The sequence below is a fragment of the Pseudomonas sp. WS 5146 genome (assembly GCF_012985495.1).
Classification (GTDB): domain Bacteria; phylum Pseudomonadota; class Gammaproteobacteria; order Pseudomonadales; family Pseudomonadaceae; genus Aquipseudomonas; species Aquipseudomonas edaphica.
On the sequence record NZ_JAAQWL010000006.1, the window covers coordinates 242,493 to 265,696 of the forward strand.

Below are 23,204 nucleotides of genomic sequence, written 5' to 3' on the forward strand. Positions count from 1 at the left end.
TCAGAGCAGTCCGGCTTGGGTCATCAGTTCGACGGCCTTTTTGCTGTTGAGCTTGGAGGCGTCCACTTTCGGCGCGTCCAGCTGGGCCAGCGGTGTCAGCTTGGGGTTGGACTGTGCGCCCTGGCCCACGGCGTATTCGAACGAGTTGCCGTCCTTGAGGATCGCCTGTCCGTCTTTGCCGGTGATCCACTTCAAGAAGGCCTGGGCTTCCTCTTTATGCTTGCTGGAGGCCAATACACCGGCGCCGGAGATGCTCACAAAGGCGCCTGGATCCTGGTGTTTGAAGTAGTGCAATTGGGTGTTCTTGCTGTTTTCGCCGGTCTTGGATTGGTCGACAAAGCTGTAGTAGTGATAAATCACGCCGCTGTCGACCTGGCCGGCGTTGACGGCTTTAAGCACCGCGCTGTTGCCACGGTAGATGCTCGCGTTGGCTTTCATCGCCTTGAGCCAGTCGAGGGTGGCGGCTTCGCCTTTGAGTTCCAGCACGGCGGCGACGATAGCCTGGAAGTCGGCACCGGCCGGTGAGGCAGCCCAGCGGCCTTTCCAGCTTGGCGAGGCCAGGTCCAGCAGGGACTTTGGCAGCTCGGCTTCTTTGAGTTTGCTCGGGTTGTACACGAACACCGTCGAACGTGCGGCGATGCCCAGCCACTTGCCGTGGGCGGGGCGGTAGGCGGCGTCCACTTGTTCCAACGTGCTCGGCGCTACTGGCGCGAACAGCCCGGCGTTGTCCACCAGCACCATGGCCGGGGAGTTTTCGGTGAGGAACACGTCGGCCGGTGAGGCCGCACCTTCCTGCACAAGCTGGTTGCCCATCTCGGTGTCGTCGCCATTGCGGATGGTTACCGGAATCCCGGTTTCCTCGGTGAAGCCCTCAACCCAGGCCTTGGTCAGGCTTTCGTGCTGGGCGTTGTACACCACGATGCCGGCGGTTTCGGCGGCATACACTTGCCCGGCGCCAACCAATGCAGTGGCGAGCAGGGCTTTAGTGAGGAAAGACGGTAGACGGGAAGCCATACGTTGAATGCTCCGGTTTTTATGTAGGCACGGGAAGCCCGTGAGGGGTCGACTGAGACTAGACCAATAGGAATCATTTGCATATTGAGGCGCGGCGAATGTAGAGGCGCAGATGAGAAAAAAACGTCAAATAAACGGTTAACAAATGTGATGAGGCCTATTAAATGACGCAGGTCAAATGTGGGAGCTGGCTTGCTCGCGGATGCAGTGGTTCAGTCAGCATCTCTGGGTCTGACCCACCGCATTCGCGAGCAAGTCGAATCGTCGCACCGCCGCTCCCACCGTTTTTATTGTGTTCAGGCAGGCGGGGCTGTGGGTTTAAGGCACTCGATGGATCGGTCCACGGTGGTCTTGGCCATCTCCAGCAAATGCCACACCGCCAGAATCTTCGCGCGCTGGGGACTGGCCAGCAGATCACCGCAATTGAGTGCGGTAGCTGAAGCACTGTCGAGCAAGCTGGCGGTGTAGAGCAGGGCGTCTTCGAAGCTCAGGTCTTCGATTTTAACGCCGTTGGAGGGTAGGTAATGGTCGATGGCGCGGTTGAAGGCGGCGCGGTCTTTGGTGGTGTTGCGGGGTGGGTCAGGGACGACTTTTTTCATTCTTTAGCTACCTTTTGGATTCAAGGAGCCGAACCGTTCGCGACTAAACGTAGGGTGGCGGCTGTACGCAGGTTAGTCGACCGGACCAAAAGGTAAAAACCGGCGCACCCGAGGGCGCCCTGCGCACAGCCACCATAAAACCTCATGGAGGGCCATGCACCTTTTGGAATACCGAGCGACTAAACCCGATCACTGATAAGCAGTGACGGATCGCAGACTAGCCATCGATTCCAACAGGCACAAGGCGGCAAGGATTGTCTAGGAAACGTCCTGCAATTTAAAGGGACGCGCCCTGCTGGCCCTTTAAAAACCATGACCAAATGCCACTAATCTCGCCACAGATCGTTCCCGCGCTCTGCGTGGGAATGCAGCCTGGGACGCTCTGCGTCCCGCTCACAACATTCAAGTTTTGCGCAGGTGCGACGCGGAGCGTCACGGGCTGCATTCCCACGCGGGAGCGTGGGAACGATCTATCAAGTCCGGCCATTTTTGTAGGCGTTAATTTCTAGTGATGTAGGCAACTTCCCAAATATCACTCAGCCTTCCCGACCTTGTGTCCGAGCCCTGTTCGCCTGCTTATATTCCAACGCCATCTTCATTGCATTCAGGGATACGAAGCATGGCGCAGGGCTATATCAACGACCGCCTCACGGACTACATCAGCTTGAAAAACCAGTTGATGGGTCATGCCCCGGGACGGCAGCGTGCCGATCCCTACAGCGTGATCTGCTCGCTGGAAGAGGCCTGGCTTGTGCGCCATGCCGAGGCAATCGGTCGGGAGCTGGACGCGCGCGCCGCCACCCAATTGGTCAACAACTATGACCTGCTGCAAAGTCTTCTCGGGTACGGCTCGTTGGGAATGGGCAGCTCAACATCGGCGTGGGCGCGGCATCTGGACGAAGTGGCGCAGACGCTGGAAGAGATTGAGCGGCTGCACCAGCGCCTGAAAACCGCAGGCTTGGAGCGTGAGGCTTTTTTGCGCCAGCGCCAGGCGCTGTTTGGGCTGCTGGATACCCAGTTGCAAGGCGCGGCGCGATTTGGCACGGGGTTGCGAGGTAATCAGGCGTTGAAAAAGATATTGGGGGTTTCAACCAAAAGCTATCTGCACAAGGGTGAGATTGCCGGGTATGCGCAGCGGATGCGGAGCATTGCGCAGACCTCGAAGTGGTTGGGGATGGGCACCTATGTGGGCTTGGCACTGGACGTGGGCGTGGCAGGGTTGGAGATCAAGGAGGCGTGTGTGGAGGGGCGCGAGGCGCAGTGTCGGCGGGCGAAGTATGTGGAAACGGGGAAGTTGGTGGGTGGCGTAGGGGGCGCTTATGGCGGAGGGAAGGCGGGCGCGAAAATAGCCCGTCTCGGCTGCAAGGTTTTTTTGGGCGTCGTGGCTAAAGGAAACGGTGACCTGGCTTGCGCAGTGATCGGCGGCGCTGCGGGAGGGTTTGCAGTAGGCAATGTAGTTGGCGATTTCGGTGCGTTTCTGGGCGGGCAAATCGAAGAGATCGACGGTGATCTGATCTTTCAGCCAGAGGGCGCATAAGCATGGATTTTCAACTCATCCTTGCAATCATTCTATCCATAGCGACGTTCGTTTTTGGCGGACTCACTTTCTACGCCGAGTGCACAAAGCTCGAAGCCCTGGAAAGCTACTTCAGCGAAAACGAGGTGGTCTGCGCCAACAAACGGTTTTGGGGCAGAAACAAGCACATCGACAGGTTTCATCGCATGCTTGTGATCAGTGACCTGTTGGGCATGCCTAAATTTCACATCAAAAGAGGCGAGGTGACCGAGGCAGAGGTGGCGGCCGTCCCTCTGTCCCTCAAGCGTTGGGCGGTGTGGCCGTATCATTTTGGGATGGTATGGTTTGCTGGCTGTATCCTCTGGACCCTCTTGTATGGCTGGTAGCCTGCGGCCATCAGATCGTTCCCGCGCTCTGCGTGGTAACGCAGCCTGGGACGCTCTGCGTCCCGCTCACAACATTCAAGTTTTGCGCAGCTGTGACGCGGAGCGTCACGGGCTGCATTCCCACGCGGGAGCGTGGGAACGATCTGTCAGCGCATGTGCAGGATAATCGGGCTACTACTGGCCGGGTCCGTATGCCCACGCAGCTTGTTCACCGCCGCAGCCTCCACCGCGCCGCCGTTGTTGCCCCATGTGCCGCGCACGTAGCTCAACACTTGGGCGATTTCCTGGTCGGACAATTGCTCGCGGAATGCCGGCATGCGGTACGCGTCCGGCATTCCGGCGGTCACGATGCGTTGCGAGCCATTGAGGGTGATGTTGATCGCCGAGGCGCTTTCCTTGGCCAAGGCTGAGGTAGCACCGGCCAACGGTGGCATCCACTCCGGCTGGCCTTTGCCGTCCAGGCCATGGCAGGAGGCGCAGCGGGTGGCATAGGTGTGGGCACCCGGTGCGCTCGTGTCGAGCGCTGCCGTTTGGTACTGCCACGGCGAACCGTCACGCTGCGGGTCGCCCGGCAGCGACTTGAGGTAACGCGCAATGGCGGCCAGGTCGTCGTCCTGCATGAACTGCGTGGAGTTGTTAAACGCCTCGGTCATCGAGCCATACACCACTGCGTGTTTATTACGCCCGGTCTTGAGGAACTGCACAATCTCCGGCTCGCTCCAGCGGCCCAAACCGGTGTTGTGGTCCTGGCGCAGGCTGGGTGCGTACCAGCCGTCGAGCAAGGCACCGGCGAGGAATGGCGCGCCGGACTCGTCAAATGCCTTCTCGTTAAACGCCAGCCCACGCGGCGTGTGGCAACTGCCGCAGTGGCCGGGGCCTTGGACGATATAGGCGCCTCGGTTCCACAACGCGTCCTGCTCGGGTTTGGCGGCATAGGTTTTAGTCGGCGCGAACACGCCGTTCCACAGTGCGATGGGCCAGCGCATGTTCAGTGGCCACGGGATGCTGCTGGGAATGTTCGGCTCGCTGGCCGGTTGCACGCCTTGCATAAAAAACGCATACAGCGCACGCATGTCGTCGTCGCTGAGTTTTACGTAGGACGGGTAGGGCATGGCCGGGTAGAGCCGTCGCCCGCCCGGTGCCACGCCGTGGCGCACGGCGCGGTCGAAGTCGGCCAGGCTGTAGGTGCCGATGCCGACGTTCTTGTCTGGCGTGATGTTGGTGGCATGAATGGCGCCCAGCGGGGTGGCCATCTCCAGGCCGCCAGCGAACGGCGCTTTGCCCGGCAGGCTGTGGCAGGCCACGCAATCACTGACGCGGGCGACGTACTCGCCACGGCTGACCAGTGTTGGGTCAGCCGTGGCGTTGGCCTGTTCAAACGGCGAAGCAGGTTGACGGGTGACGTACCAGGCCAGCAGGCCGGCGGCGACTGCGCCGGCCAGCACCAGCCAGCCAGCGGTTCTAGCCAATCGTTGGTTGTTCATAGGCGTTCCTTGTCGATCAGGCGAAGGTGTAGCGGCTCAGGGGCAGGCTGCGGATGCGCTGGCCGGTCAAGTGCGCCACCGCATTGGCCACGGCAGGCGCCACTGCGGGTAGCGGCGGCTCGCCGATACCGCCCATCTTTTCGCCGCTCTCGACGATCTTTACGTGTACCTTGGCCATCCGCGAGGGTGGCAGGATCGGGTAAAGGTCGTAGTTGCGCGCCCGTGGTTTACCGTCCACGTACACCGCTTCTTCCACCAACGTTTGTGACAAGCCCAACGCTACGGCGCCGTTGACCTGGGCCTCGATGATCGCCGGGTTGACGATGCTGCCAGGGTCGATGGCTTCCCAGATGTTATGCACCTTGACCTGGCCGTTTTCGATCGACACTTCGGCAACCACCGCCGCATGCGAGCCAAAGGGCGAGGCCATGGCCACCCCACGGGCGCGCCGGCTGCCGTCTTCTGCGGTATACGGGCCACGTTTCCAGCCACCGGACAACTCGCCCACCGCTTGCAGCAACGTGGTCAGGCGTTTGTTGTCGCGCAGCAGGTGCAGGCGCAACTCATACGGGTCATGGCCGCCTTTGTCAGCCAGTTCATCGAGGAAGGCCTCGTAGAAAAAGTCATTCAGCGAGTTGCCCACCGAGCGCCAGTAGCCGAGCATGGCCGGGCCTTTGACGTAGATCTGGGCGATGCGTTTGTTGGGAATCGCGTAGGACTTGCCTGACAACCCTTCAAGAGCCGTCGGGTCGATTTTGTCGCCCTGTTTGCCGGCGATGGCCTCGGATGGGCCTTCGGTGGCGCTCACGGCTTCGATGGCCACCGGCAAGCCTTTGTCATCCAGCGCCGCGCGGAACTTGACCACCGCGACCGGGCGCAGCACATCGCGCAGGAACTCTTCTTCACGGCTCCAGATCAGCTTGACCGGGCGGCCCACAGCCTTGGCCAATGCGACGGCCTGCGGGTACGGGTTGGCTGAGTCGTACAGGAAATGCCGACCGAAAAAGCCGCCCAGCAACGGCGAATGCAAGGTGATCTTCGACACATCCAGCCCGGTGCGCTTGGCGATGTCGGCGCGGAACATGTCTGGCGCCTGGTTGGGCAGCCAGACTTCCAGCGTGCCGTCCGGGTTATAGCGCGCCAGGGCCGATGGCGGCTCCAGTTGGGCGTGGTTGACGTACTGGTTGTGGTAGGTGGCTTCGACCTTGGTCTTGGCGTTTGCCAGCGTGGCGTTGACGTCGCCTTCGTTTTCTTCGTCGCGGGCCGGGCCTTGCTGGGCGGCGAGGAAGTCACGGTATTTATCGCTGGAAAAGTCTGCCGGCATGGCGCGCACTGTAGAGTCAGCGGCGGCTTCCAGCCATTCGACCTGAATAGCTTCTACTGCACGCTTGGCGTGCCACCAGCGCTCGGCCACCACGGCCACGGCGCCAGGCAGTTGATGCACCGAGTGCACGCCTTTCATGGCCTCAACTTGCGCCTGATTGCGCAGGCTGCCCACGGTCATGCCCAGGCGCGGCGCATGCTGCACGGCGGCGTGGAGCATGCCGTCGACCTTGAGGTCGATGCTGTATTGCGCCTTGCCGGTGGATTTGTCGTAGGCATCCAGGCGTTTGACCGGCTTGCCGATCCAGCGGAACTGGCTCGGATCGCGCAGGGTGATGGTGGACGGGTCAGGCACCGGCATGTCGAGGGCGCGGCTGGCGAGTTCACCGTAGCCCAGCGAGCGGCCCGAGGCGGCGTGTACCACGCGGCCGGGTGTGGTGGTCAGTTGCGCGACCGGCACGCCCAGTTGCTCGGCGCCGGCCTGCAACAGCATGGCGCGGGCCAGGGCGCCCAGGCGGCGCATTACCGGGTAACTCATGCGCACCGACATGCTGCCGCCGGTGATGCGCATGCCGTTTTCCATCACCACATAGGCATCGCCCGGTGGCGCGGCTTCGACGACAAAGGTGGCAGGGTCGGCGTCCAGTTCTTCACCGACAATTTGCGCCATGGCGGTGTGGGTGCCTTGGCCGCCTTCCATAAAGGGGCTGAGCAGGCGCACCGTGCCGTCCGGGCGAATCTCGAGAAACGCCGGCACCTGCGTGCCGCGCTCCGCAGGGTTGGCGGTGGCCGCGAAGGCGCGGCCGCCACCCAGCGGCAGGCCGAAACCAATCACCAGCGCGCCCACGGCGGTGCTGGCCAGAAAGCGCCGGCGCGACAGGTTGACCGGGTCGCCCAGGGCCACATCCAGCAGTTCGTTGCGCGTATTCATCATGCGCGCTCCTTCTGCTGCGCCAGATCCTGCATGGCGGTGTGGATGGCGTTATAGGTGCCGCAGCGGCACAGGTTGACCATCGCGGCATCGATTTGCGCGACCGTCGGCGCGGGGGTGTCCTTGAGCAGCGCCGTGGCCGCCATCACCTGCCCGGACTGGCAATAACCGCATTGCGCCACCTGATGCTCGACCCAGGCGGCGACCACGTGCTTGCCCACCGCATCGTCCTCAATGGCCTCGATGGTCGTGACCTCGCGGCCGACCACACCTGCCACCGGGGTAACGCAAGAGCGCACCACATTACCGTCTACCAGTACCGAACAGGCGCCGCACTGGGCCAGGCCGCAACCGTACTTGGTGCCGGTCATGCCGAGGTCGTCGCGGATCACCCACAGCAGCGGCGTGTCGGCGTCGGCATCGACCTGGTAGGTCTTTTGGTTGATACGTAATTCCATGGCGGGTTCACCTGCTGATCATCGGTTGGTGGTGCTGAGCTCTTTTGAGCCCTTATAAGAAGAGTGGGACTTGTGGCCCATCGTTGCACTCTAGACCACGGCGCAAGGGCTATCTATCCGCCAGTCGATAAGTCGGAGGATCAGGCAAGTATTTCGCAGGAATGCACTACCGGCAGCTTGACCGTTCCCACGCTCCGCGTGGTAACGCATCCTGTGACGCTCTGCGTCACGGCGTCAGAAGCGGGACGCGGAGCGTCCAGGGCGGCATTCCTTTGCGGCGCGTGGGAACGATCCTATAGGCACTCCTTTGTGTGTAGGCAACCTCTGATCCGACCCGGCTCGCCGCACTTTTTTTGATTCTCCTGATCTATCCCTGTCACGACCCCACTCATTCAGAGTGTGGGCAGCAGAATCAGACCCGGTGCCGATGGATCGAACGTCACATACTTGTATCTCCCGCTGGCCGTTGTTTTTGGTTGTTCTTTTGGCACTGTTTACCAGTGGTTGCAGCCAGCAGCAGGGCCGCGATATCGCCAGCCAGTTCAGCAATGGCAGGCCCGATGAGTTCTTTCAGACCAGCGTTGACCGCATGGCAACCCTGAGCATGCGCGACAACTTGCAAAGCCTGTATCTGCTGATGAGCAAGCTCTACCTGCGCAACCCCAGCCAGTGGCGCCTATCCGGTTACCCGGATGCGGTGAGTGCCGCGCGGGAAATCCGCCAGGCCATCGAGCATCAGCAACCGCTGCCGGCCCTCGGCGAGCGGCGCGATCTCGCGGCCTTGAGTTACTCGTTAAGCCCCGACTTCAAAGGCGACCGGGTCGGTGCGTTTATCTACGCGATCGGCAGCATGCTGGTGACCGCTCACGGCGGCCGCACCCAGTTCTATATGACTGACTCGATCAACCCGCAGTTTGTCAGCAACGCCGCACGCAATATCGAAAAAGCCACCTGGCTGCTCAGTCAGCGCCAGGATGCCAACGGGGTGTTGCTGCTGTTTTCCAACGAGATATCGGAGGAGGGCAGTAACCTGAGCTTTGCGGTCGAGTTCGGCAAAGTGGTTGCGCGCCTGGACTTGCTCGCGCAGATGCTCGATGAACGCTACCGACGTGTGGCGCTCAACTACGCGCAGAGTTTGCTGCTGATGAATTTCTTGCCGGTGCAGTAATGTAGGTACGGTATTTCCCTTTCAGGTGTAGGAAGTGGCCTATCTTAAGTCCCCACGCTTGAAACACCCCTCGGTGGGCAATAGCCTCGGACTTTTCTCAACGGATGAGTGCCTACCTTGGGTAAGCGAAAAACGGTTTGGCCTACGGATCGCGAAGTTCGTCTGCGATTCATTCTCTTTGCGGTGATCGACGTGGCAAGCGCCCAGGGTGTTCCTGCCGAGGTGTTATTGACCGCACATAAACTGCTGCGCGACTCGCCGGCGGAGTCTCAGTTACGTAAAGCCCTGGCTGACATCCTGGCCTGCGATGAAATGGCGGGGTTCAGTTTCCTCAGGGGGTCTGAGGCGGATGATTTTATGCGCACGATCGAACCGCTCACGGACGCGACTGATCACCAGGTTTTGCTCTCGGGTTAGATCGTTTATTTCCTTAAGTAAGGTCGCAAGGCTTTAATCGCATATCCATCCTGACGTTTATGCGGTGCCAGTAGCGGCTTTAAACGTCTTTACAGCGATTTATCTGTTATCACGCCCGGTGTCGCTGTCCTGGTCACCCAAGCACGCTCCCGAACAGCCATTTGTGCTGCTCTGCCGTCGTCTTGCGCCGTCGCCCGGTGTCTCTAGAATCGGCGCCAGAACTTAGCCATTTCCTGTCGATTACGGAGTTTCGAACATGATGAACGCAATGCAGATGCCGATGAACACGTCCATGCCAATGATTCCGATGATGGGCATGCCGATGATGATGGCGACCATGAAGTGCGAAATGGCGGGCGACGCCATGATGTGCACCATGAAGCCGGCGGCCGGTATGGACATGGCGCAGTTCAAGACCAATGCCGACATGATGGCGATGATGATGAACTGCGGCATGCCGATGATGATGCAGTGCGCAAACATGTCGATGCTGTGCATGTCGGCCGATGCCATGAAGATGATGGCTGACATGAACATGCCGATGATGGCCATGGGCATGTCGATGCCGATGATGAAATGCATGATGGAATGCAGCGTGATGGGCGACAGCATGATGTGCAAAATGATGCCAATGCCAGGCATGAGCATGGCCATGATGGAAAACTGCTGCATGCTGATGAACAAACTGATGAATGACTGCGCCATGCCGATGATGATGAGCTGCAACGGCATGCCGATGATGTGCTGCACCTGCTGACCGCTGCTGCCTAAAACGCAAAAAAAAGCCCCGACTTGTCGGGGCTTTTTGCATTCAGTCCAGGCGTTCCGGGTAGGTGATCACCAAAAATGCCACCGCCTCGCTGTCCGCCGGGTTGCGGTAGCGGTGGGGCTGGTCGGCGTAGAACAGGATCGAGTCGCCGGTGGAGAGCAAGTAGCGCTCATCGTTGACGCTGACTTCCAGTACGCCCTGGGCCACCACCAGGTTTTCCTGAATGCCGGGGCCGTGACCGGCAGAAATTTCCTCGCCGAGCGCACGCAAGCGGATTTCGTAAAATTCCGATTGGCGGGCGGTATCAAAGGGAAACAACGCACGGCTGACGAATGCCCCGTCGGCACTCACCAGGCGTTTGCTTTGTTGCGCCGGCAACACCTCGACGCCTTCAAAGGCACGGTCCTCCAGAAAGGCCGCGACCGACACCTTCAAGCCTTTGGCGATTTTGCACAGCACCTTGATCGACGGCACGCTGCGGCCCGACTCGATCTGCGCCAGCATCGCCCGGCTCACGCCACACGCGCGTGCCAACCCGTCCAGCGAGAGGTGGCGCTTACTGCGCAAACGTTGCAGGTTCTGCGCCACGCACAGGCTGGTGTCGTCATCCTCAATCGCAGGTTTTGGCAGTGCTTGGGCTGATTCGGGCAGTACCTGTAAAAAATTCATCGGCGTTACGCCCGGCGCGTATCACTGGCGGTTGCGGCCTGGGCGGAGAACACCGCAAGCCCCGCGCGTGCCGCGTACATCGCCCACATCAGCTCGGCCGCGGCACGCGCCTGGCGGCGTTTACGGTGGAGGGTGAAGTCAATAACGCTGGCGGATGTTTGCATGGGGGAAATCTCGTGGGCGACTCAATGCCTCCACAGTAATGCGTGCTGGTTATTTCTTTAAATACTGAGTTTGCATGTGTTAATGCGATTTTGGACTTAGAAAATAATCCCGGTCCGATGCTGTTGTGGGAAGGGTCTGGTCCGTTAATTAAGCGTGACCTGGTGAGCCTGCCTGGCTTCCCATCACTGTTCGCGTGATGGCCCAGGCTTTGTCACGCCCCCGAATGCCAAGGATTTACCCCATGCTGTTGCGCCAACCCCCACTACTGTTTACCGCCCTGACCCTCAGTTCACTGGCGCACGCCGACACCCTGCAACTGGCCCCGGTCGAGGTCTCCAGCAGCGAAGCCAGCGCTGGCGAGGTGGCCCAGGCGCAGCTCAAGAGCGTGCCCGGTGGCACCAATTTCATCGATATGAGCAGCGTGCAACAGGGGCGCGTCAGCACCAACGAAGACGTGTTCAAGTACCAGGCCGGCGTCTACGCCAAGGCGGCGAATAATGAAGGCGTGAAGTTGTCGATCCGCGGTTCCGGCCTGAACCGCAGCCCCGGCTCCCACGCCTCGGGCCTGTATGAAATGCTCGACGGTTTGCCGCTCACCGGCCCCGGCGGCACGCCCTATGAACTCAAGGACCCGCTGTGGCAAAGCCGCGTCGAGGTACTGCGCGGCGCCAACGGTTTTGACCAGGGCGCCCTGGCCCTGGGTGGCTCGGTCAACTATGTCACGCACACCGGCTATGACGCGCCGAAGTTGCAGGTGCGCTATGAAGTGGGCAGTCGCGGTTATGCCCAGCGCGAAATCAGCTCCGGCCAGGTGCTGGGCGACGCCGACTACTACATCAGCCTCACCGACTCCGAATCCGACGGCTACCAGCACCAGAGCGCCGGCACCGGCAAGGGCATTGCGGCCAACTTTGGCTACCGGTTCAACCCGGACCTGGAGACGCGCTTCTATTTTCGCTACCGCGAAACCACCAACGACAGCCCCGGCAAGCTGACGCGCTACCAGATCAGCCACGATCCAACCGCCGCCAACAGCCTCAACGCCGCCCGCGACTCGAAACGCCTGCAGCCGGGCTCGACCTGGATCGCCAACAAGACCACCTTGCAGCTCGATGACACTTCCCGCGTCGAGGTGGGGCTGGCCTATCACGACTACCCGATGGATTTGCGCGAAGGGCTCAACCGCCTGAAAGTCGCCTACACGGATGTCAGCGGCACCCTGAACTACATTCGCCAGGACAGTTGGTTCGGCCACGACAGCAAAACCACCATTGGCCTGCGCACCACCCAGGCGATGCCCAACAACGGTGCCTCGGAATATGTGCGCGTACCGTCGAGCAACCCCGCCACCTATTACGCCCCCGGCACCAAGACCCGCGACTACAGCTACCTGGGTTCCGACACGGTGTTGCATATCGGCAACGAGCTGGAACTGGTGCAAGACCTGTGGCTGACCACCGGCCTGGCTGCGATCTACACCCGCCGCGAAACCCAGGTCAGCTACCCGCAAGGGCAGGCGCCGCTCAGCCAGCATGATTGGGACTACGCGCCGCGCATTGGCCTGCGCTATGACTTCACCCCGCAGTTGCAGGTGTACGGCAACCTGAGTCGCTCGGTCGAACCGCCGCACGCGTGGTCGATGATTTGGGGCTCCAACAAGTATTTCACCGGCGGCCCGGCCAAGGGGCTGGCCCGCGAAGGCGTGAGCTTGCGCAATCAGACCGCCACTACCCTGGAGATAGGCGGGCGTGGTGAGCAATGGTTCGGCCAGTGGGATTTGGCGTTGTATCGCTCCGAAGTGCGTCACGAACTGCTCACAGTGGAGACCCAGGCGCAGACACAGACCAGCAGCGCCGTCGTCGCCGAAGCCAACGCCAGCCCCACCGTGCACCAGGGCGTGGAGTTGAGCCTGCTCAGCCCACTCTGGGACGGCGGTGGTAATGGCCAGTTGGCCTTGCGCCAGGCCTACACCTACAGCGATTTTCACTACCGTGACGACGACCGCTTCGGCGCCAACACCTTGCCGGGCATCCCCAAGCATTACTACCAGGCGCAAGTGCGCTACAGCCACCCGACTGGTTTCTACACCAGCCTCAACACCGAGCACGCTTCACGGGTGGCGGTGGATTACGCCAACTCTTACTACGCGGCGGCGTACACAACGCTGGGCGCCACTTTCGGCTATGACGCGCCGAAACAGGACTGGCAAGCCTGGGTTGATCTGCGCAACCTCACCAACCGGCGTTATGCCAATACCGTCACGCCGGGGTATGACGACAAGGGGTTGGATGTGGCCCGCTCCACGCCGGCCGATGGGCGCGGTATCTATACCGGTGTGTCGTGGAGCTGGCGTTAAGCCAATTTAACTGTCACCGAGGTCTAACTGTGGGAGCGAGCTTGTGTGGGGGGCTGGCTTGTGTGGGAGCTGGCTTGCCTGCGATGCAGGCGCCTCGGTCATTCAGTTGAACTGAGGCGATGCCATCGCAGGCAAGCCAGCTCCCACACAGACCAGCTCCCACAAAAGCCAGCTCCCACAAAAGCCAGCTCCCACAAAAGCCAGCTCCCACACAGACCAGCATCCACTCAGACCAATTCCCACACAAGCCCGCCCACGGCATCCAGCCCACCCGAGTGGCCCTTGCCCCGCCACAGTTTTACTGGCATTGTTCGCTCAATTGGTAATCTTTCCCATTTGAGAAGTTTTTGCGCATGCATGACATTCCGGCCGCGCCGGGCGATTGCGCCCGTCAGCAGACCCTTACGGCGATGTACCGCGAGCACCATGCCTGGTTGCACGGCTGGCTGCGCAAAAAACTTGGCTGTTCCCACTACGCCGCTGACCTGGCCCACGATGCGTTTATCCGCGTGTTGATGCTGGCCGATCCGCAGGCCATCAAGGAACCTCGCGCCTTTCTCGCCACCACCGCCGGGCGCCTGTTGATCGATGGGGCGCGGCGCCGCCGGATCGAAAAGGCCTACCTGCAAGCCCTGCTGGTGCAGTGTGAAGACGCCGGCATGCCCGACCCGGCCGCGATCCATGTGGCGCTGCAAGCCCTGGAGCGCATCGCCGAGATGCTCGCTGGCCTGCCGGCGAAAACCCGTGAAGCCTTCCTGTTAAGCCGCCTGGACGGGCTCACCTACAGTGAGATCGCCACGCGTCTTGAGGTGTCACCCAGCACGGTCAAAAACTACCTGTCCACCGCGCTGGTGCATTGCTACCACAGCCTGTACGGGGCGGACCCGTTGCCGTGAACACCGAGCAGATCATTCAACAAGCGGCGAATTGGCTGACGCGGCTGCACGACGAAGACGTCAGCGATGCCGAGCGCCACGCCTTCAATACCTGGTGTCAGGCCGACCCGCGCCATGCAGTAGCCATCGAGCGTATGCGCTCGCTCTGGGGTGGCTTCGATACGTTGCCCGCGCAACCGGCACGCATCGCCCTGAATCGCGCCTTTGCGCCCCAACGTTCGCGCAGGGTGCAGGCCTTGGGGGTGCTCGGCGTATTGCTGTGCGGCTGGTTTGGTGTGCAGCACATGCCGGTGTGGACGGCCGACCAGCGTACCGGCGTCGGCGAGCGCCGCCAGGTCGCCCTTGAAGACGGTAGCCAGTTGCAGCTCAACAGCAATTCGGCGGTGGACGTGAAATTCGACGGCCACCAGCGCGTGATCGAACTGCTGCAGGGCGAGCTGTGGGTTGACGTGGCCAAGGACGCGCAACGGCCGTTCGTGGTACGCACCGATCAAGGCACGGCCACGGCCTTGGGCACGCGTTATCTGGTCAAGCGCGCAGTGGACGGCAGCACAGTGGTCACGGTGATCGAGTCCACTGTGGCGGTCCAAGGTGACACGGGCGAGGGCGTCAAGGTCACGGCCGGGCAGCGCGCGATTCTTGATCATGGCCACGCGGGGCCTGTACAGGCGACCGGCAGCGCCGACCCGGATGCCTGGACGCGTGGCCTGCTCAAGGTCAACGACCAACCGCTGAGTGAGGTGCTGCAAACCCTGGCCAGCTACCGCCACGGCTTGGTGCGCTTCGATGCCCAGGCGTTGAAAAACCTGCGTGTGTCCGGGGTGTTCAAACTCGACGACACGGCGGCGGCGCTCTCGGCGCTGGCCGATAACCTGCCGATTCGGGTGGAGTACTTCACCGACCTGATGGTGGTGGTCAAACCGCTCTAGATCAGCCTTCGTGCTGGCGCAGGCGCTTGTACAGGGTGTTGCGGCTTACGCCCAGTTCCCGCGCCAGGTGGGAGATGTTGCCGCCCGCTGCTTTCAAGCGTTGGCTCAGGTCGCTGTTGTCTTCCAGGCTTGGCTGGGTGGGCAAGGGCGCGGTCACGTTCAGGTCGACAAAGAAATCATCCGGCAGATGCTCCGGTCGCACCGGCTGCTCCTCGGCCATCGCCAGCGCCACCTGCAACACGCTGCTGACCTGGCGCAGGTTGCCCGGCCACGGGTGCTGCTCGAACAACGCCAGCACTTCGGCACTCAGCCCGGCCCATTGGGTCGGCTCACGGTGCTGTTGCCACAACTGCTGGAACAGCGCCTGTTTGTCGGTACGCTCGCGCAAGGGCGGCAGTTCCAGGGTCAGGCCGCCGATGCGGTAGTACAAATCCTCACGAAAGCGCCCGGCCTGCACCCAGTCGCGCAGCACACGGTTGGTGGCCGAGATGATGCGCAAGTCCACCGGGAACAGCTCGCTGCTGCCCACCGGCTGCACGCAGCGCTCCTGTAGCACCCGCAGCAAACGGGCCTGGGTCGGCAGGGGCATGTCGCCAATTTCATCCAGAAACAGCGTGCCCTTATCCGCCTTGCGGATCAGGCCGATGCTGCCTTTCTGGTTGGCACCGGTAAAGGCGCCTTTTTCATAGCCAAACAGCTCGGACTCGACCAGTTCGGCGGGGATCGCTGCACAGTTCACCGCAATGAACGCCTGTTTGCTGCGCGAACTGGCCTGGTGCAGGGCTTTGACGAACACCTCTTTGCCAACGCCGGTCTCGCCGTGAATCAATAACGGAATGTCCTTTTCCAGCAAGCGCTCAGCCTGGCGCACGGCCTTTTCTACGCGCACATCGCCAAAATGCAGGGTCTGGATGCCCATCGGCGCAGGTTTTGTGGGCTTGGGCTCAGCAAAGACCCGCGCCTGCACCGGCATCTTCTGCGGCCGCTTCAATAAACACTGGAACCGATTTCGGCCCGCGGCCTGTAACGAGAACGGCAAGCCCTCGGGTTGATTCAACAATTCCAGCAGCGAGACTTTAAACAAACTGTCGATCAGCACCCGCGACAAACTGATGCCCAGCAAGTTATCGGCGCGGCGGTTGGCCGACAGCACCTGGCCGCTGTCATCAAAGATGATCAGGCCCGCCCACTGGCTGTCGAGGTTGTTCAGGCCGGTGTTGAAGGTCAGTTGAAAATGTTCACCGCGAAACAGGTTGAGGATCAGCCGGTTCTCGACGGTCTGGCTCATCATCTTGACCATGCCCAAAGTGTGGGAGGGCGGCAGGTAGCTGTCGCTGGACACATCCAGCACCGCGATGATTTCACGCTGGGCATCGAAAATCGGCGCCGCGGAGCCGGTCATGAAGCGGTTGGCCTTGAGAAAGTGTTCATCGTGCTCGATATGCACCGCCTGGGCACAGGCCAGCGCAGTGCCGATGGCATTGGTGCCGCTTGAGCGCTCCCTCCAACTGGCACCGGCACTGAAGCCGCGCGCCAGCTTCGGCTCGATAAAACGCTGGGTGCCCCACGAGGTCAGCACCTGGCCCTGGTTGTCGGCCAGCATGATCAGGCAGTTGGAATTGCTGAGGATGTTTTCGTAGTAGGGCAGCACTTCCTGATGGGTGGTCTGCACCAGGGAATGCTGGCTTTCGAGCAACTGGCTGATGCCTTCGGCGGGCAGTTGATCAAAGCTGGGGGTGCTCTGGTGGTCCAGTCCAAAGGCGCGGCAACGGCGCCAGGATTCCTGGATAAGGGTGTCGTGTGCGAGGGGTTCGGCCATGGGGGCGACCTTTTTTTATTTTTATTGTTATCAAGCCTTACGCCGTCCAACTGTGGGAGCTGGCAAGCCAGCTCCCACATTAAATCTGTGGCGCCCATCGATTGTTGTTCAGAACTGTTCAATGTCAACCCGCTTAATGTTCAGTTGTTCAGCGCTGGTTGTTCATTTGTGTTCATGCCTGAACATCCTGTTCAACCCATTTCCTTACAGATCAACCACCTGCCACTTCTGGCACGAAACTCGCTCTTACGAATGGCCAGAATCATTCCAATAATAAAAAGGGCGTGTCATGTCATTGACCCTGGAACATGTCTCCCGCGTTGTCGAAGGCCAGACCTGGATCGACGACGCCAACCTGCGTTTCGAAGCCGGTTCTTTCAACGTATTGCTCGGCCGCACGCTGTCCGGCAAGACCAGCCTGATGCGCCTGATGGCCGGGCTGGACAAGCCCGACAGCGGCCGCATCCTGATGAACGGCGTAGACGTCACCCACAAGCCGGTGCGCCTGCGCAACGTGTCGATGGTCTACCAGCAGTTCATCAATTACCCGACCATGACCGTGTTCGAAAACATCGCCTCGCCGTTGCGCCAGGCCGGTGTGTCCAACGAACTGATCCACAGCAAAGTGCTGGAAACCGCGCAGATGCTGCGCATCGAGAAGTTCCTGCAGCGCCACCCGCTGGAGCTTTCCGGCGGCCAGCAGCAACGCACGGCCATGGCCCGCGCCTTGGTCAAAGACGCCGAGCTGATCCTGTTCGATGAGCCGTTGGTGAACCTGGACTACAAACTGCGCGAAGAGCTGCGTCAGGAAATGCGCGAACTGTTCAAGGCGCGCCATACCATTGCCATCTACGCCACCACCGAACCCAATGAAGCCCTGGCCCTGGGTGGCACCACCACCATCCTGCACGAAGGCCGGGTGATCCAGAGCGGCAGGGCCGCCGAGGTGTATCACCAGCCCCAGACGGTGCTGGCCGCCGAGCTGTTTTCCGAGCCGCCGATCAACCTGATGCCGGGGCGTATCAGTGGCAATGAAGTGAGTTTTGCCAATGTCGTGCACTTCCCGTTGAACGTGGATCTGCGTCCCATCGGCGAAGGCGAGTTCCGGTTTGGCGTGCGCCCCAGCCATATCAGCCTGGTGCCGAGCAACGACGATGACCTGGAACTGGCGGTGACCGTGGAGGTGGCCGAGATCAGCGGTTCGGAAACCTTCCTGCACGTGCGCAGCGAGCATTTCCTGTTGGTGCTGCATTTACCGGGGGTGCATGAGTACGACGTCGACGCGCCGATTCGTGTGTATATCCCCACCCATAAACTCTTTGTGTTCGATGGCCAGGGGCGTTTGGTCCAGGCCCCCGGGCGCCGCGTCGCGAGGGTTGCCTGATGGCCGAGATCCATTTGCAGAACCTCGCGCACAGTTACAGCCCTACACCCAATGGCCCCGAGGACTACGCCATTCGGGCCATGAACCATGTGTGGGAGCAGGGCGGTGCCTACGCCTTGCTCGGGCCATCGGGCTGCGGCAAGTCGACATTGCTCAACATCATCTCCGGCTTGCTCAGCCCGTCCGAAGGCCAGGTGTTGTTTGATGCCAAAGTGGTCAACGACCTCACTCCCGAGAAACGCAATATTGCCCAGGTGTTCCAGTTCCCGGTGGTGTACGACACCATGACGGTGTTCGACAACCTGGCGTTTCCCCTGCGAAACCAGGGCATGGCTGAGGCGAAAATCCACAGCAAGGTGCAGGAAATTGCCGAAGTCCTCGACCTGCAAGCCCTGCTGAGCAAAAAAGCCCGCAACCTCACCGCCGATGAAAAGCAAAAAGTTTCCATGGGCCGTGGCCTGGTGCGCGATGACGTGTCGGCGATCCTGTTCGACGAACCGCTGACGGTGATCGACCCGCACCTCAAATGGAAACTGCGCCGCAAGCTCAAGCAGATTCATGAGCAGTTCAATATCACCATGGTCTACGTCACCCACGACCAGCTTGAGGCGTCGACCTTCGCTGACAAAATCGCGGTGATGTACGGCGGGCAGATCGTGCAATTCGGCACACCGCGCGAGTTGTTCGAGCGGCCCAGCCACACCTTCGTCGGCTATTTCATCGGCAGCCCTGGGATGAATCTGATCGAGGTGCAGGCCGAAGCCGGTGGCGTGCGCTTTGCCAGTACGTTGCTGCCGTTATCCGAGGCGTTGCAACAGCGCCTGCGCGAGGCGGACTACAAAAAGCTGCAGGTGGGTATCCGCCCGGAATTTATCCACGTGTGGGACGAGTACAACCCTGACGCGCTGCAGGCCGACGTCGTGCATGTGGAAGACCTTGGCACCTACAAGATCATGACCCTCAACCTCGACGGCGCGCCGTTGAAAGTGCGCCTGGCCGAAGACAAACCGGTGCCCGAAGGCCAAGCCTCGATCAGTTTTCCCGCGCAGTGGTTGATGGTGTACGCCGACGATTACCTGCTGGAGGTGCAGCCATGAACAAGGTGCAGAACAACAAGGCCTGGTGGCTGGTGTTGCCGGTGTTCCTGCTGGTGGCGTTCAGCGCGGTGATCCCGATGATGACCGTGGTCAACTATTCGGTGCAGGACATTTTCGACCAGTCCAGCCGCTACTTTGTCGGTGCCGACTGGTACAAACAGGTGCTGCTCGACCCGCGCCTGCATGATTCCTTGCTGCGCCAGTTCATCTACTCGGCCTGCGTGCTGTTGATCGAAATTCCGCTGGGCATCGCCATCGCCCTGACCATGCCGACCAAGGGCCGCTGGTCGTCATTGGTGTTGATCATCTTGGCGATTCCGCTGCTGATCCCGTGGAACGTGGTCGGCACCATCTGGCAGATTTTTGGCCGCGCCGACATTGGCCTGTTGGGTTCGACGCTCAACGCCATGGGCATCAACTACAACTATGCGGCCAACACCATGGACGCCTGGGTGACGGTGCTGGTGATGGATGTGTGGCACTGGACTTCGCTGGTGGCGCTGCTGTGTTACTCGGGGCTGCGTGCGATTCCGGATGTGTACTACCAGGCAGCGCGGATTGATCGCGCATCCGCTTGGGCGGTGTTCCGACATATCCAATTGCCAAAGATGAAAAGCGTGCTGCTGATCGCGGTGATGTTGCGCTTTATGGACAGCTTCATGATCTACACCGAGCCTTTCGTGCTGACGGGCGGCGGGCCGGGTAACGCCACCACGTTCCTCAGTCAGACCTTGACCCAAATGGCCGTAGGCCAATTCGACCTGGGCCCGGCGGCGGCGTTTTCCCTGGTGTATTTCCTGATCATCCTGTTGGTGTCATGGCTGTTCTACACCGCCATGACCCACTCCGACGCCAACCGCTGAGGCCGCCAACATGAGCAAGCGCAAGGTTATCCCGCTGCTGATCTACATCCTGTTTTTGCTGGTGCCGATCTACTGGCTGCTGAACATGTCCTTCAAGAGCAACACCGAAATCCTCGGCGGGCTGACGCTGTTTCCGCAGGACTTTACCCTGGCCAACTACAAGGTGATCTTCACTGACCCGAGCTGGTACACCGGTTACCTCAACTCGCTGTACTACGTGAGCCTGAACACGGTGATCTCCCTGAGCGTGGCGCTGCCGGCGGCCTATGCGTTTTCGCGCTATCGGTTCTTGGGCGACAAGCACCTGTTCTTCTGGCTGCTGACCAACCGTATGGCGCCGCCGGCGGTGTTTTTGCTGCCGTTTTTCCAGCTGTATTCGTCCATTGGCCTGTTCGATACGCATATCGCTGTGGCGCTGGCGCATTGCCTGTTCAACGTGCCGTTGGCGGTGTGGATCCTGGAAGGTTTCATGTCCGGCGTGCCCAAGGAAATCGACGAAACCGCCTACATCGACGGCTACAGTTTTCCCAAGTTTTTCGTGAAGATTTTTATCCCGTTGATTGGCTCCGGTATCGGCGTGACCGCGTTTTTCTGCTTCATGTTTTCCTGGGTCGAACTGCTGCTGGCGCGCACCTTGACCTCGGTTAACGCCAAGCCCATCGCGGCGGTGATGACGCGCACGGTCTCGGCCTCGGGCATTGATTGGGGCGTGCTGGCAGCGGCGGGGGTGTTGACCATCCTGCCGGGCATGCTGGTGATCTGGTTTGTTCGCAACCACGTGGCCAAGGGCTTTGCCCTGGGCCGGGTCTAGAGGATTCGATGATGGAATGGATGGCCTGGACCACCCCCACCGCACTGTTCTTTGTGACGATTGGCCTGCTGCTGGCAGGCATGACCACCTGGGAACTGCGTTCGCCGAGTATTCCTCGGCGCGGTTTGTTGCCGATCAGCACCACCCGTGGTGATCGTTTGTTTATCGGTCTTCTCGGCAGCGCCTACCTGCATTTGCTGGTGATCGGCGTTACCGACTGGAGCATCTGGGTGGCGTCTGCGCTATCCCTGGTATGGCTGTTGAGTGTGATGCGTTGGGGCTAGTGCCCTTATGAACTAGTGCCCTTATGAATAAACCACCAGGAGGTCTCTATGTTGAATAAAAACAATAAGCTGCGACATAGCATTTCATTGGCCGCCGTACTGGCCTTGAGCGGTTTGAGCGCCACGGCCTGGGCCGATGCGTACGAAGATGCCGCGAAAAAATGGATCGGCAGCGAGTTTAAACCGTCCACCCTTACCGAAGCCCAGCAGCTCGAAGAGTTGAAGTGGTTTATCAAGGCGTCGGAACCGTTCCGTGGGATGAAGATCAACGTGGTGTCGGAAACCCTCACCACCCACGAGTACGAATCCAAGGTACTGGCCAAGGCCTTCAGCGAAATCACCGGCATCAAGCTGACCCACGACCTGCTGCAGGAAGGCGACGTGGTGGAGAAGCTGCAAACCCAGATGCAGTCCGACAAGAATATCTATGACGGCTGGGTGAACGATTCCGACTTGATCGGTACGCACTTTCGCTATGGCAAGACCGAATCCATCACCGACCTGATGGCCAACGAAGGTAAGGCCTTCACCTCGCCGACCCTGGATATCAAGGACTTTATCGGCATCTCGTTCACCACCGCGCCGGACGGCAAGATCTACCAGTTGCCCGACCAGCAGTTCGCCAACCTCTACTGGTTCCGCGCCGATTGGTTTGAGCGCGCGGACCTCAAAGCCAAGTTCAAGGAAAAATACGGCTACGAGCTGGGTGTGCCGGTGAACTGGTCGGCCTATGAAGACATCGCCAAGTTCTTCAGCGAAGACGTCAAGGAAATCGACGGCAAACGTATCTATGGGCACATGGACTACGGCAAAAAAGACCCATCGCTGGGCTGGCGCTTCACCGATGCCTGGTTCTCCATGGCCGGCGGCGGCGACAAGGGGCTGCCTAACGGCTTGCCGGTGGACGAGTGGGGCATTCGCGTGGAGGACTGCCACCCGGTAGGCTCCAGCGTGACCCGTGGGGGCGACACCAATGGCCCGGCCGCGGTGTTTGCCACGCAAAAGTACGTGGACTGGATGAAAGCCTACGCGCCTCCGGAAGCGGCGGGCATGACCTTCTCCGAATCCGGGCCGGTGCCGTCCCAAGGCAACATCGCCCAGCAGATCTTCTGGTACACCGCGTTTACGGCCGACATGACCAAGCCGGGCCTGCCGGTGGTGAATGCCGATGGCACGCCGAAATGGCGCATGGCGCCGTCGCCGGTCGGGCCGTATTGGGAAAAGGGCATGAAAAAGGGCTATCAGGACGTGGGTTCCTGGACCTTCCTCAAGTCCACGCCCGAGAAGCAAAAGCTTGCGGCGTGGCTGTACGCGCAGTTCGTGACCTCAAAAACCGTATCACTGAAGAAAACCATCGTTGGCCTGACGCCGATTCGTGAGTCCGACATCAACTCCCAGGCCATGACCGACATGGCGCCGAAACTCGGCGGGCTGGTGGAGTTCTACCGCAGCCCGGCGCGGGTGGAGTGGACGCCGACCGGCACCAACGTGCCCGACTACCCACGCCTGGCGCAGCTGTGGTGGAGCAACATCGCCGCAGCGGCCAGTGGCGAGAAAACCCCGCAACAGGCGCTGGATAACCTGGCCAAGGAACAGGACGCGATCATGACGCGCCTGGAGCGTTCCAAGGTGCAGCCGGTGTGCGGCCCAAAAATGAACCCGGAGCGGGATGCGCAGTACTGGTTTGACCAGCCGGGCGCGCCGAAGCCCAAGCTGGCGAATGAGAAGCCCAAAGGGGAGACCGTGGCTTATGGTGATCTGTTGAAGCAGTGGGAGGCGGCGCGTAAGTAATCACTGGTTCGTGATGACAAAACGGCACGCTTGCGTGCCGTTTTTCAGGTTTAGAACGATGACTGGTCCGTTTAA

The 23,204-nt window shown here is 60.7% G+C and carries 22 protein-coding genes; 13 read left to right on the top strand and 9 right to left on the bottom strand.

Annotated features, from left to right (window positions below; translation table 11 throughout):
- Entirely contained in the window at positions 1-1,014 is a 1,014-nt protein-coding gene (locus tag HBO41_RS17815; protein WP_017137711.1) for an iron ABC transporter substrate-binding protein, read from the bottom strand.
- A 296-nt stretch (positions 1,015-1,310) separates the two neighbouring features.
- The gene (locus HBO41_RS17820; RefSeq protein WP_099547742.1) at positions 1,311-1,613 is read right to left on the bottom strand and encodes a DUF6124 family protein; all 303 of its coding nucleotides are present in this window, start codon (positions 1,611-1,613) and stop codon (positions 1,311-1,313) included.
- A 619-nt stretch (positions 1,614-2,232) separates the two neighbouring features.
- Here HBO41_RS17820 and HBO41_RS17825 point away from each other — a divergent pair.
- Both HBO41_RS17825 and HBO41_RS17830 read left to right on the top strand, forming a co-directional pair.
- On the top strand, positions 2,233-3,150 hold the full coding sequence (locus HBO41_RS17825) for a hypothetical protein (RefSeq protein ID WP_099547743.1): 918 nt from the start codon (positions 2,233-2,235) through the stop codon (positions 3,148-3,150).
- A gap of 2 nt (positions 3,151-3,152) precedes the next feature.
- Entirely contained in the window at positions 3,153-3,515 is a 363-nt protein-coding gene (locus HBO41_RS17830) for a hypothetical protein (protein ID WP_017137713.1), read from the top strand.
- 146 nt (positions 3,516-3,661) lie between these two features.
- On the opposite strand, the gene HBO41_RS17835 is transcribed toward HBO41_RS17830, so the two are convergent.
- The 3 genes from HBO41_RS17835 to HBO41_RS17845 are packed head-to-tail and all read right to left on the bottom strand — an operon-like array spanning position 3,662 to position 7,711.
- Positions 3,662-4,999: a cytochrome c gene (locus tag HBO41_RS17835; RefSeq protein WP_169987190.1), complete on the bottom strand. Its 1,338-nt coding sequence runs from the start codon at positions 4,997-4,999 to the stop codon at positions 3,662-3,664.
- A gap of 16 nt (positions 5,000-5,015) precedes the next feature.
- Complete coding sequence (locus HBO41_RS17840; protein WP_017137715.1) at positions 5,016-7,253, bottom strand: molybdopterin cofactor-binding domain-containing protein; 2,238 nt, start codon at positions 7,251-7,253, stop codon at positions 5,016-5,018.
- Complete coding sequence (locus tag HBO41_RS17845) at positions 7,253-7,711, bottom strand: (2Fe-2S)-binding protein (protein WP_169987192.1); 459 nt, start codon at positions 7,709-7,711, stop codon at positions 7,253-7,255. The genes HBO41_RS17840 and HBO41_RS17845 overlap by 1 nt, the downstream gene beginning before the upstream one ends.
- Before the next feature lie 427 nt (positions 7,712-8,138).
- Between HBO41_RS17845 and HBO41_RS17850 the strand changes: the two genes are divergently transcribed.
- Both HBO41_RS17850 and HBO41_RS17855 read left to right on the top strand, forming a co-directional pair.
- Positions 8,139-8,879, top strand: coding sequence for a hypothetical protein (locus HBO41_RS17850; RefSeq protein WP_138453772.1), 741 nt, complete (start codon positions 8,139-8,141; stop codon positions 8,877-8,879).
- A 117-nt stretch (positions 8,880-8,996) separates the two neighbouring features.
- Positions 8,997-9,296, top strand: a complete 300-nt coding sequence (locus HBO41_RS17855) for a hypothetical protein (protein WP_169987194.1) — start codon at positions 8,997-8,999, stop codon at positions 9,294-9,296.
- A 240-nt stretch (positions 9,297-9,536) separates the two neighbouring features.
- On the opposite strand, the gene HBO41_RS17860 is transcribed toward HBO41_RS17855, so the two are convergent.
- The 3 genes from HBO41_RS17860 to HBO41_RS17870 all read right to left on the bottom strand — a co-directional run bounded on the left by HBO41_RS17860 (position 9,537) and on the right by HBO41_RS17870 (position 10,898).
- Positions 9,537-10,046 carry a hypothetical protein gene (locus HBO41_RS17860; protein ID WP_169987196.1) on the bottom strand — a complete coding sequence of 170 codons (510 nt, stop codon included), beginning with the start codon at positions 10,044-10,046 and terminating at the stop codon, positions 9,537-9,539.
- A 61-nt stretch (positions 10,047-10,107) separates the two neighbouring features.
- Positions 10,108-10,734 (bottom strand): helix-turn-helix domain-containing protein, encoded by a 627-nt coding sequence (locus HBO41_RS17865; protein ID WP_244972933.1) that lies wholly within the window; start codon positions 10,732-10,734, stop codon positions 10,108-10,110.
- A 5-nt stretch (positions 10,735-10,739) separates the two neighbouring features.
- Entirely contained in the window at positions 10,740-10,898 is a 159-nt protein-coding gene (locus tag HBO41_RS17870; RefSeq protein WP_169987198.1) for a hypothetical protein, read from the bottom strand.
- A 242-nt stretch (positions 10,899-11,140) separates the two neighbouring features.
- Between HBO41_RS17870 and HBO41_RS17875 the strand changes: the two genes are divergently transcribed.
- The 3 genes from HBO41_RS17875 to HBO41_RS17885 all read left to right on the top strand — a co-directional run bounded on the left by HBO41_RS17875 (position 11,141) and on the right by HBO41_RS17885 (position 15,080).
- Entirely contained in the window at positions 11,141-13,255 is a 2,115-nt protein-coding gene (locus HBO41_RS17875) for a TonB-dependent receptor domain-containing protein (RefSeq protein ID WP_169987200.1), read from the top strand.
- A gap of 353 nt (positions 13,256-13,608) precedes the next feature.
- On the top strand, positions 13,609-14,151 hold the full coding sequence (locus tag HBO41_RS17880) for a sigma-70 family RNA polymerase sigma factor (protein WP_058421309.1): 543 nt from the start codon (positions 13,609-13,611) through the stop codon (positions 14,149-14,151).
- Positions 14,148-15,080: a FecR family protein gene (locus HBO41_RS17885; RefSeq protein ID WP_169987202.1), complete on the top strand. Its 933-nt coding sequence runs from the start codon at positions 14,148-14,150 to the stop codon at positions 15,078-15,080. The genes HBO41_RS17880 and HBO41_RS17885 overlap by 4 nt, the downstream gene beginning before the upstream one ends.
- A 1-nt stretch (position 15,081) precedes the next feature.
- Here HBO41_RS17885 and HBO41_RS17890 read toward each other — a convergent pair whose 3' ends face one another.
- Positions 15,082-16,899, bottom strand: a complete 1,818-nt coding sequence (locus HBO41_RS17890; protein ID WP_017137725.1) for a sigma-54-dependent Fis family transcriptional regulator — start codon at positions 16,897-16,899, stop codon at positions 15,082-15,084.
- Positions 16,900-17,188: 289 nt separating this feature from the next.
- Between HBO41_RS17890 and HBO41_RS17895 the strand changes: the two genes are divergently transcribed.
- The 6 genes from HBO41_RS17895 to HBO41_RS17920 are packed head-to-tail and all read left to right on the top strand — an operon-like array spanning position 17,189 to position 23,129.
- The gene (locus tag HBO41_RS17895) at positions 17,189-18,283 is read left to right on the top strand and encodes an ABC transporter ATP-binding protein (protein ID WP_017137726.1); all 1,095 of its coding nucleotides are present in this window, start codon (positions 17,189-17,191) and stop codon (positions 18,281-18,283) included.
- On the top strand, positions 18,283-19,380 hold the full coding sequence (locus tag HBO41_RS17900) for an ABC transporter ATP-binding protein (protein ID WP_099488668.1): 1,098 nt from the start codon (positions 18,283-18,285) through the stop codon (positions 19,378-19,380). Before HBO41_RS17895 ends, HBO41_RS17900 begins: the two co-directional genes overlap by 1 nt.
- Positions 19,377-20,243: a carbohydrate ABC transporter permease gene (locus tag HBO41_RS17905; RefSeq protein ID WP_017137728.1), complete on the top strand. Its 867-nt coding sequence runs from the start codon at positions 19,377-19,379 to the stop codon at positions 20,241-20,243. The genes HBO41_RS17900 and HBO41_RS17905 overlap by 4 nt, the downstream gene beginning before the upstream one ends.
- A 10-nt stretch (positions 20,244-20,253) precedes the next feature.
- On the top strand, positions 20,254-21,054 hold the full coding sequence (locus tag HBO41_RS17910) for a carbohydrate ABC transporter permease (protein WP_003174634.1): 801 nt from the start codon (positions 20,254-20,256) through the stop codon (positions 21,052-21,054).
- An 11-nt stretch (positions 21,055-21,065) separates the two neighbouring features.
- Positions 21,066-21,338 (top strand): DUF2160 domain-containing protein, encoded by a 273-nt coding sequence (locus HBO41_RS17915; protein WP_026013758.1) that lies wholly within the window; start codon positions 21,066-21,068, stop codon positions 21,336-21,338.
- A 48-nt stretch (positions 21,339-21,386) separates the two neighbouring features.
- A complete protein-coding gene (locus HBO41_RS17920; protein ID WP_017137730.1) occupies positions 21,387-23,129 on the top strand; it encodes an ABC transporter substrate-binding protein in 1,743 nt (580 codons plus the stop codon).
- Positions 23,130-23,204: the final 75 nt, after the last annotated feature.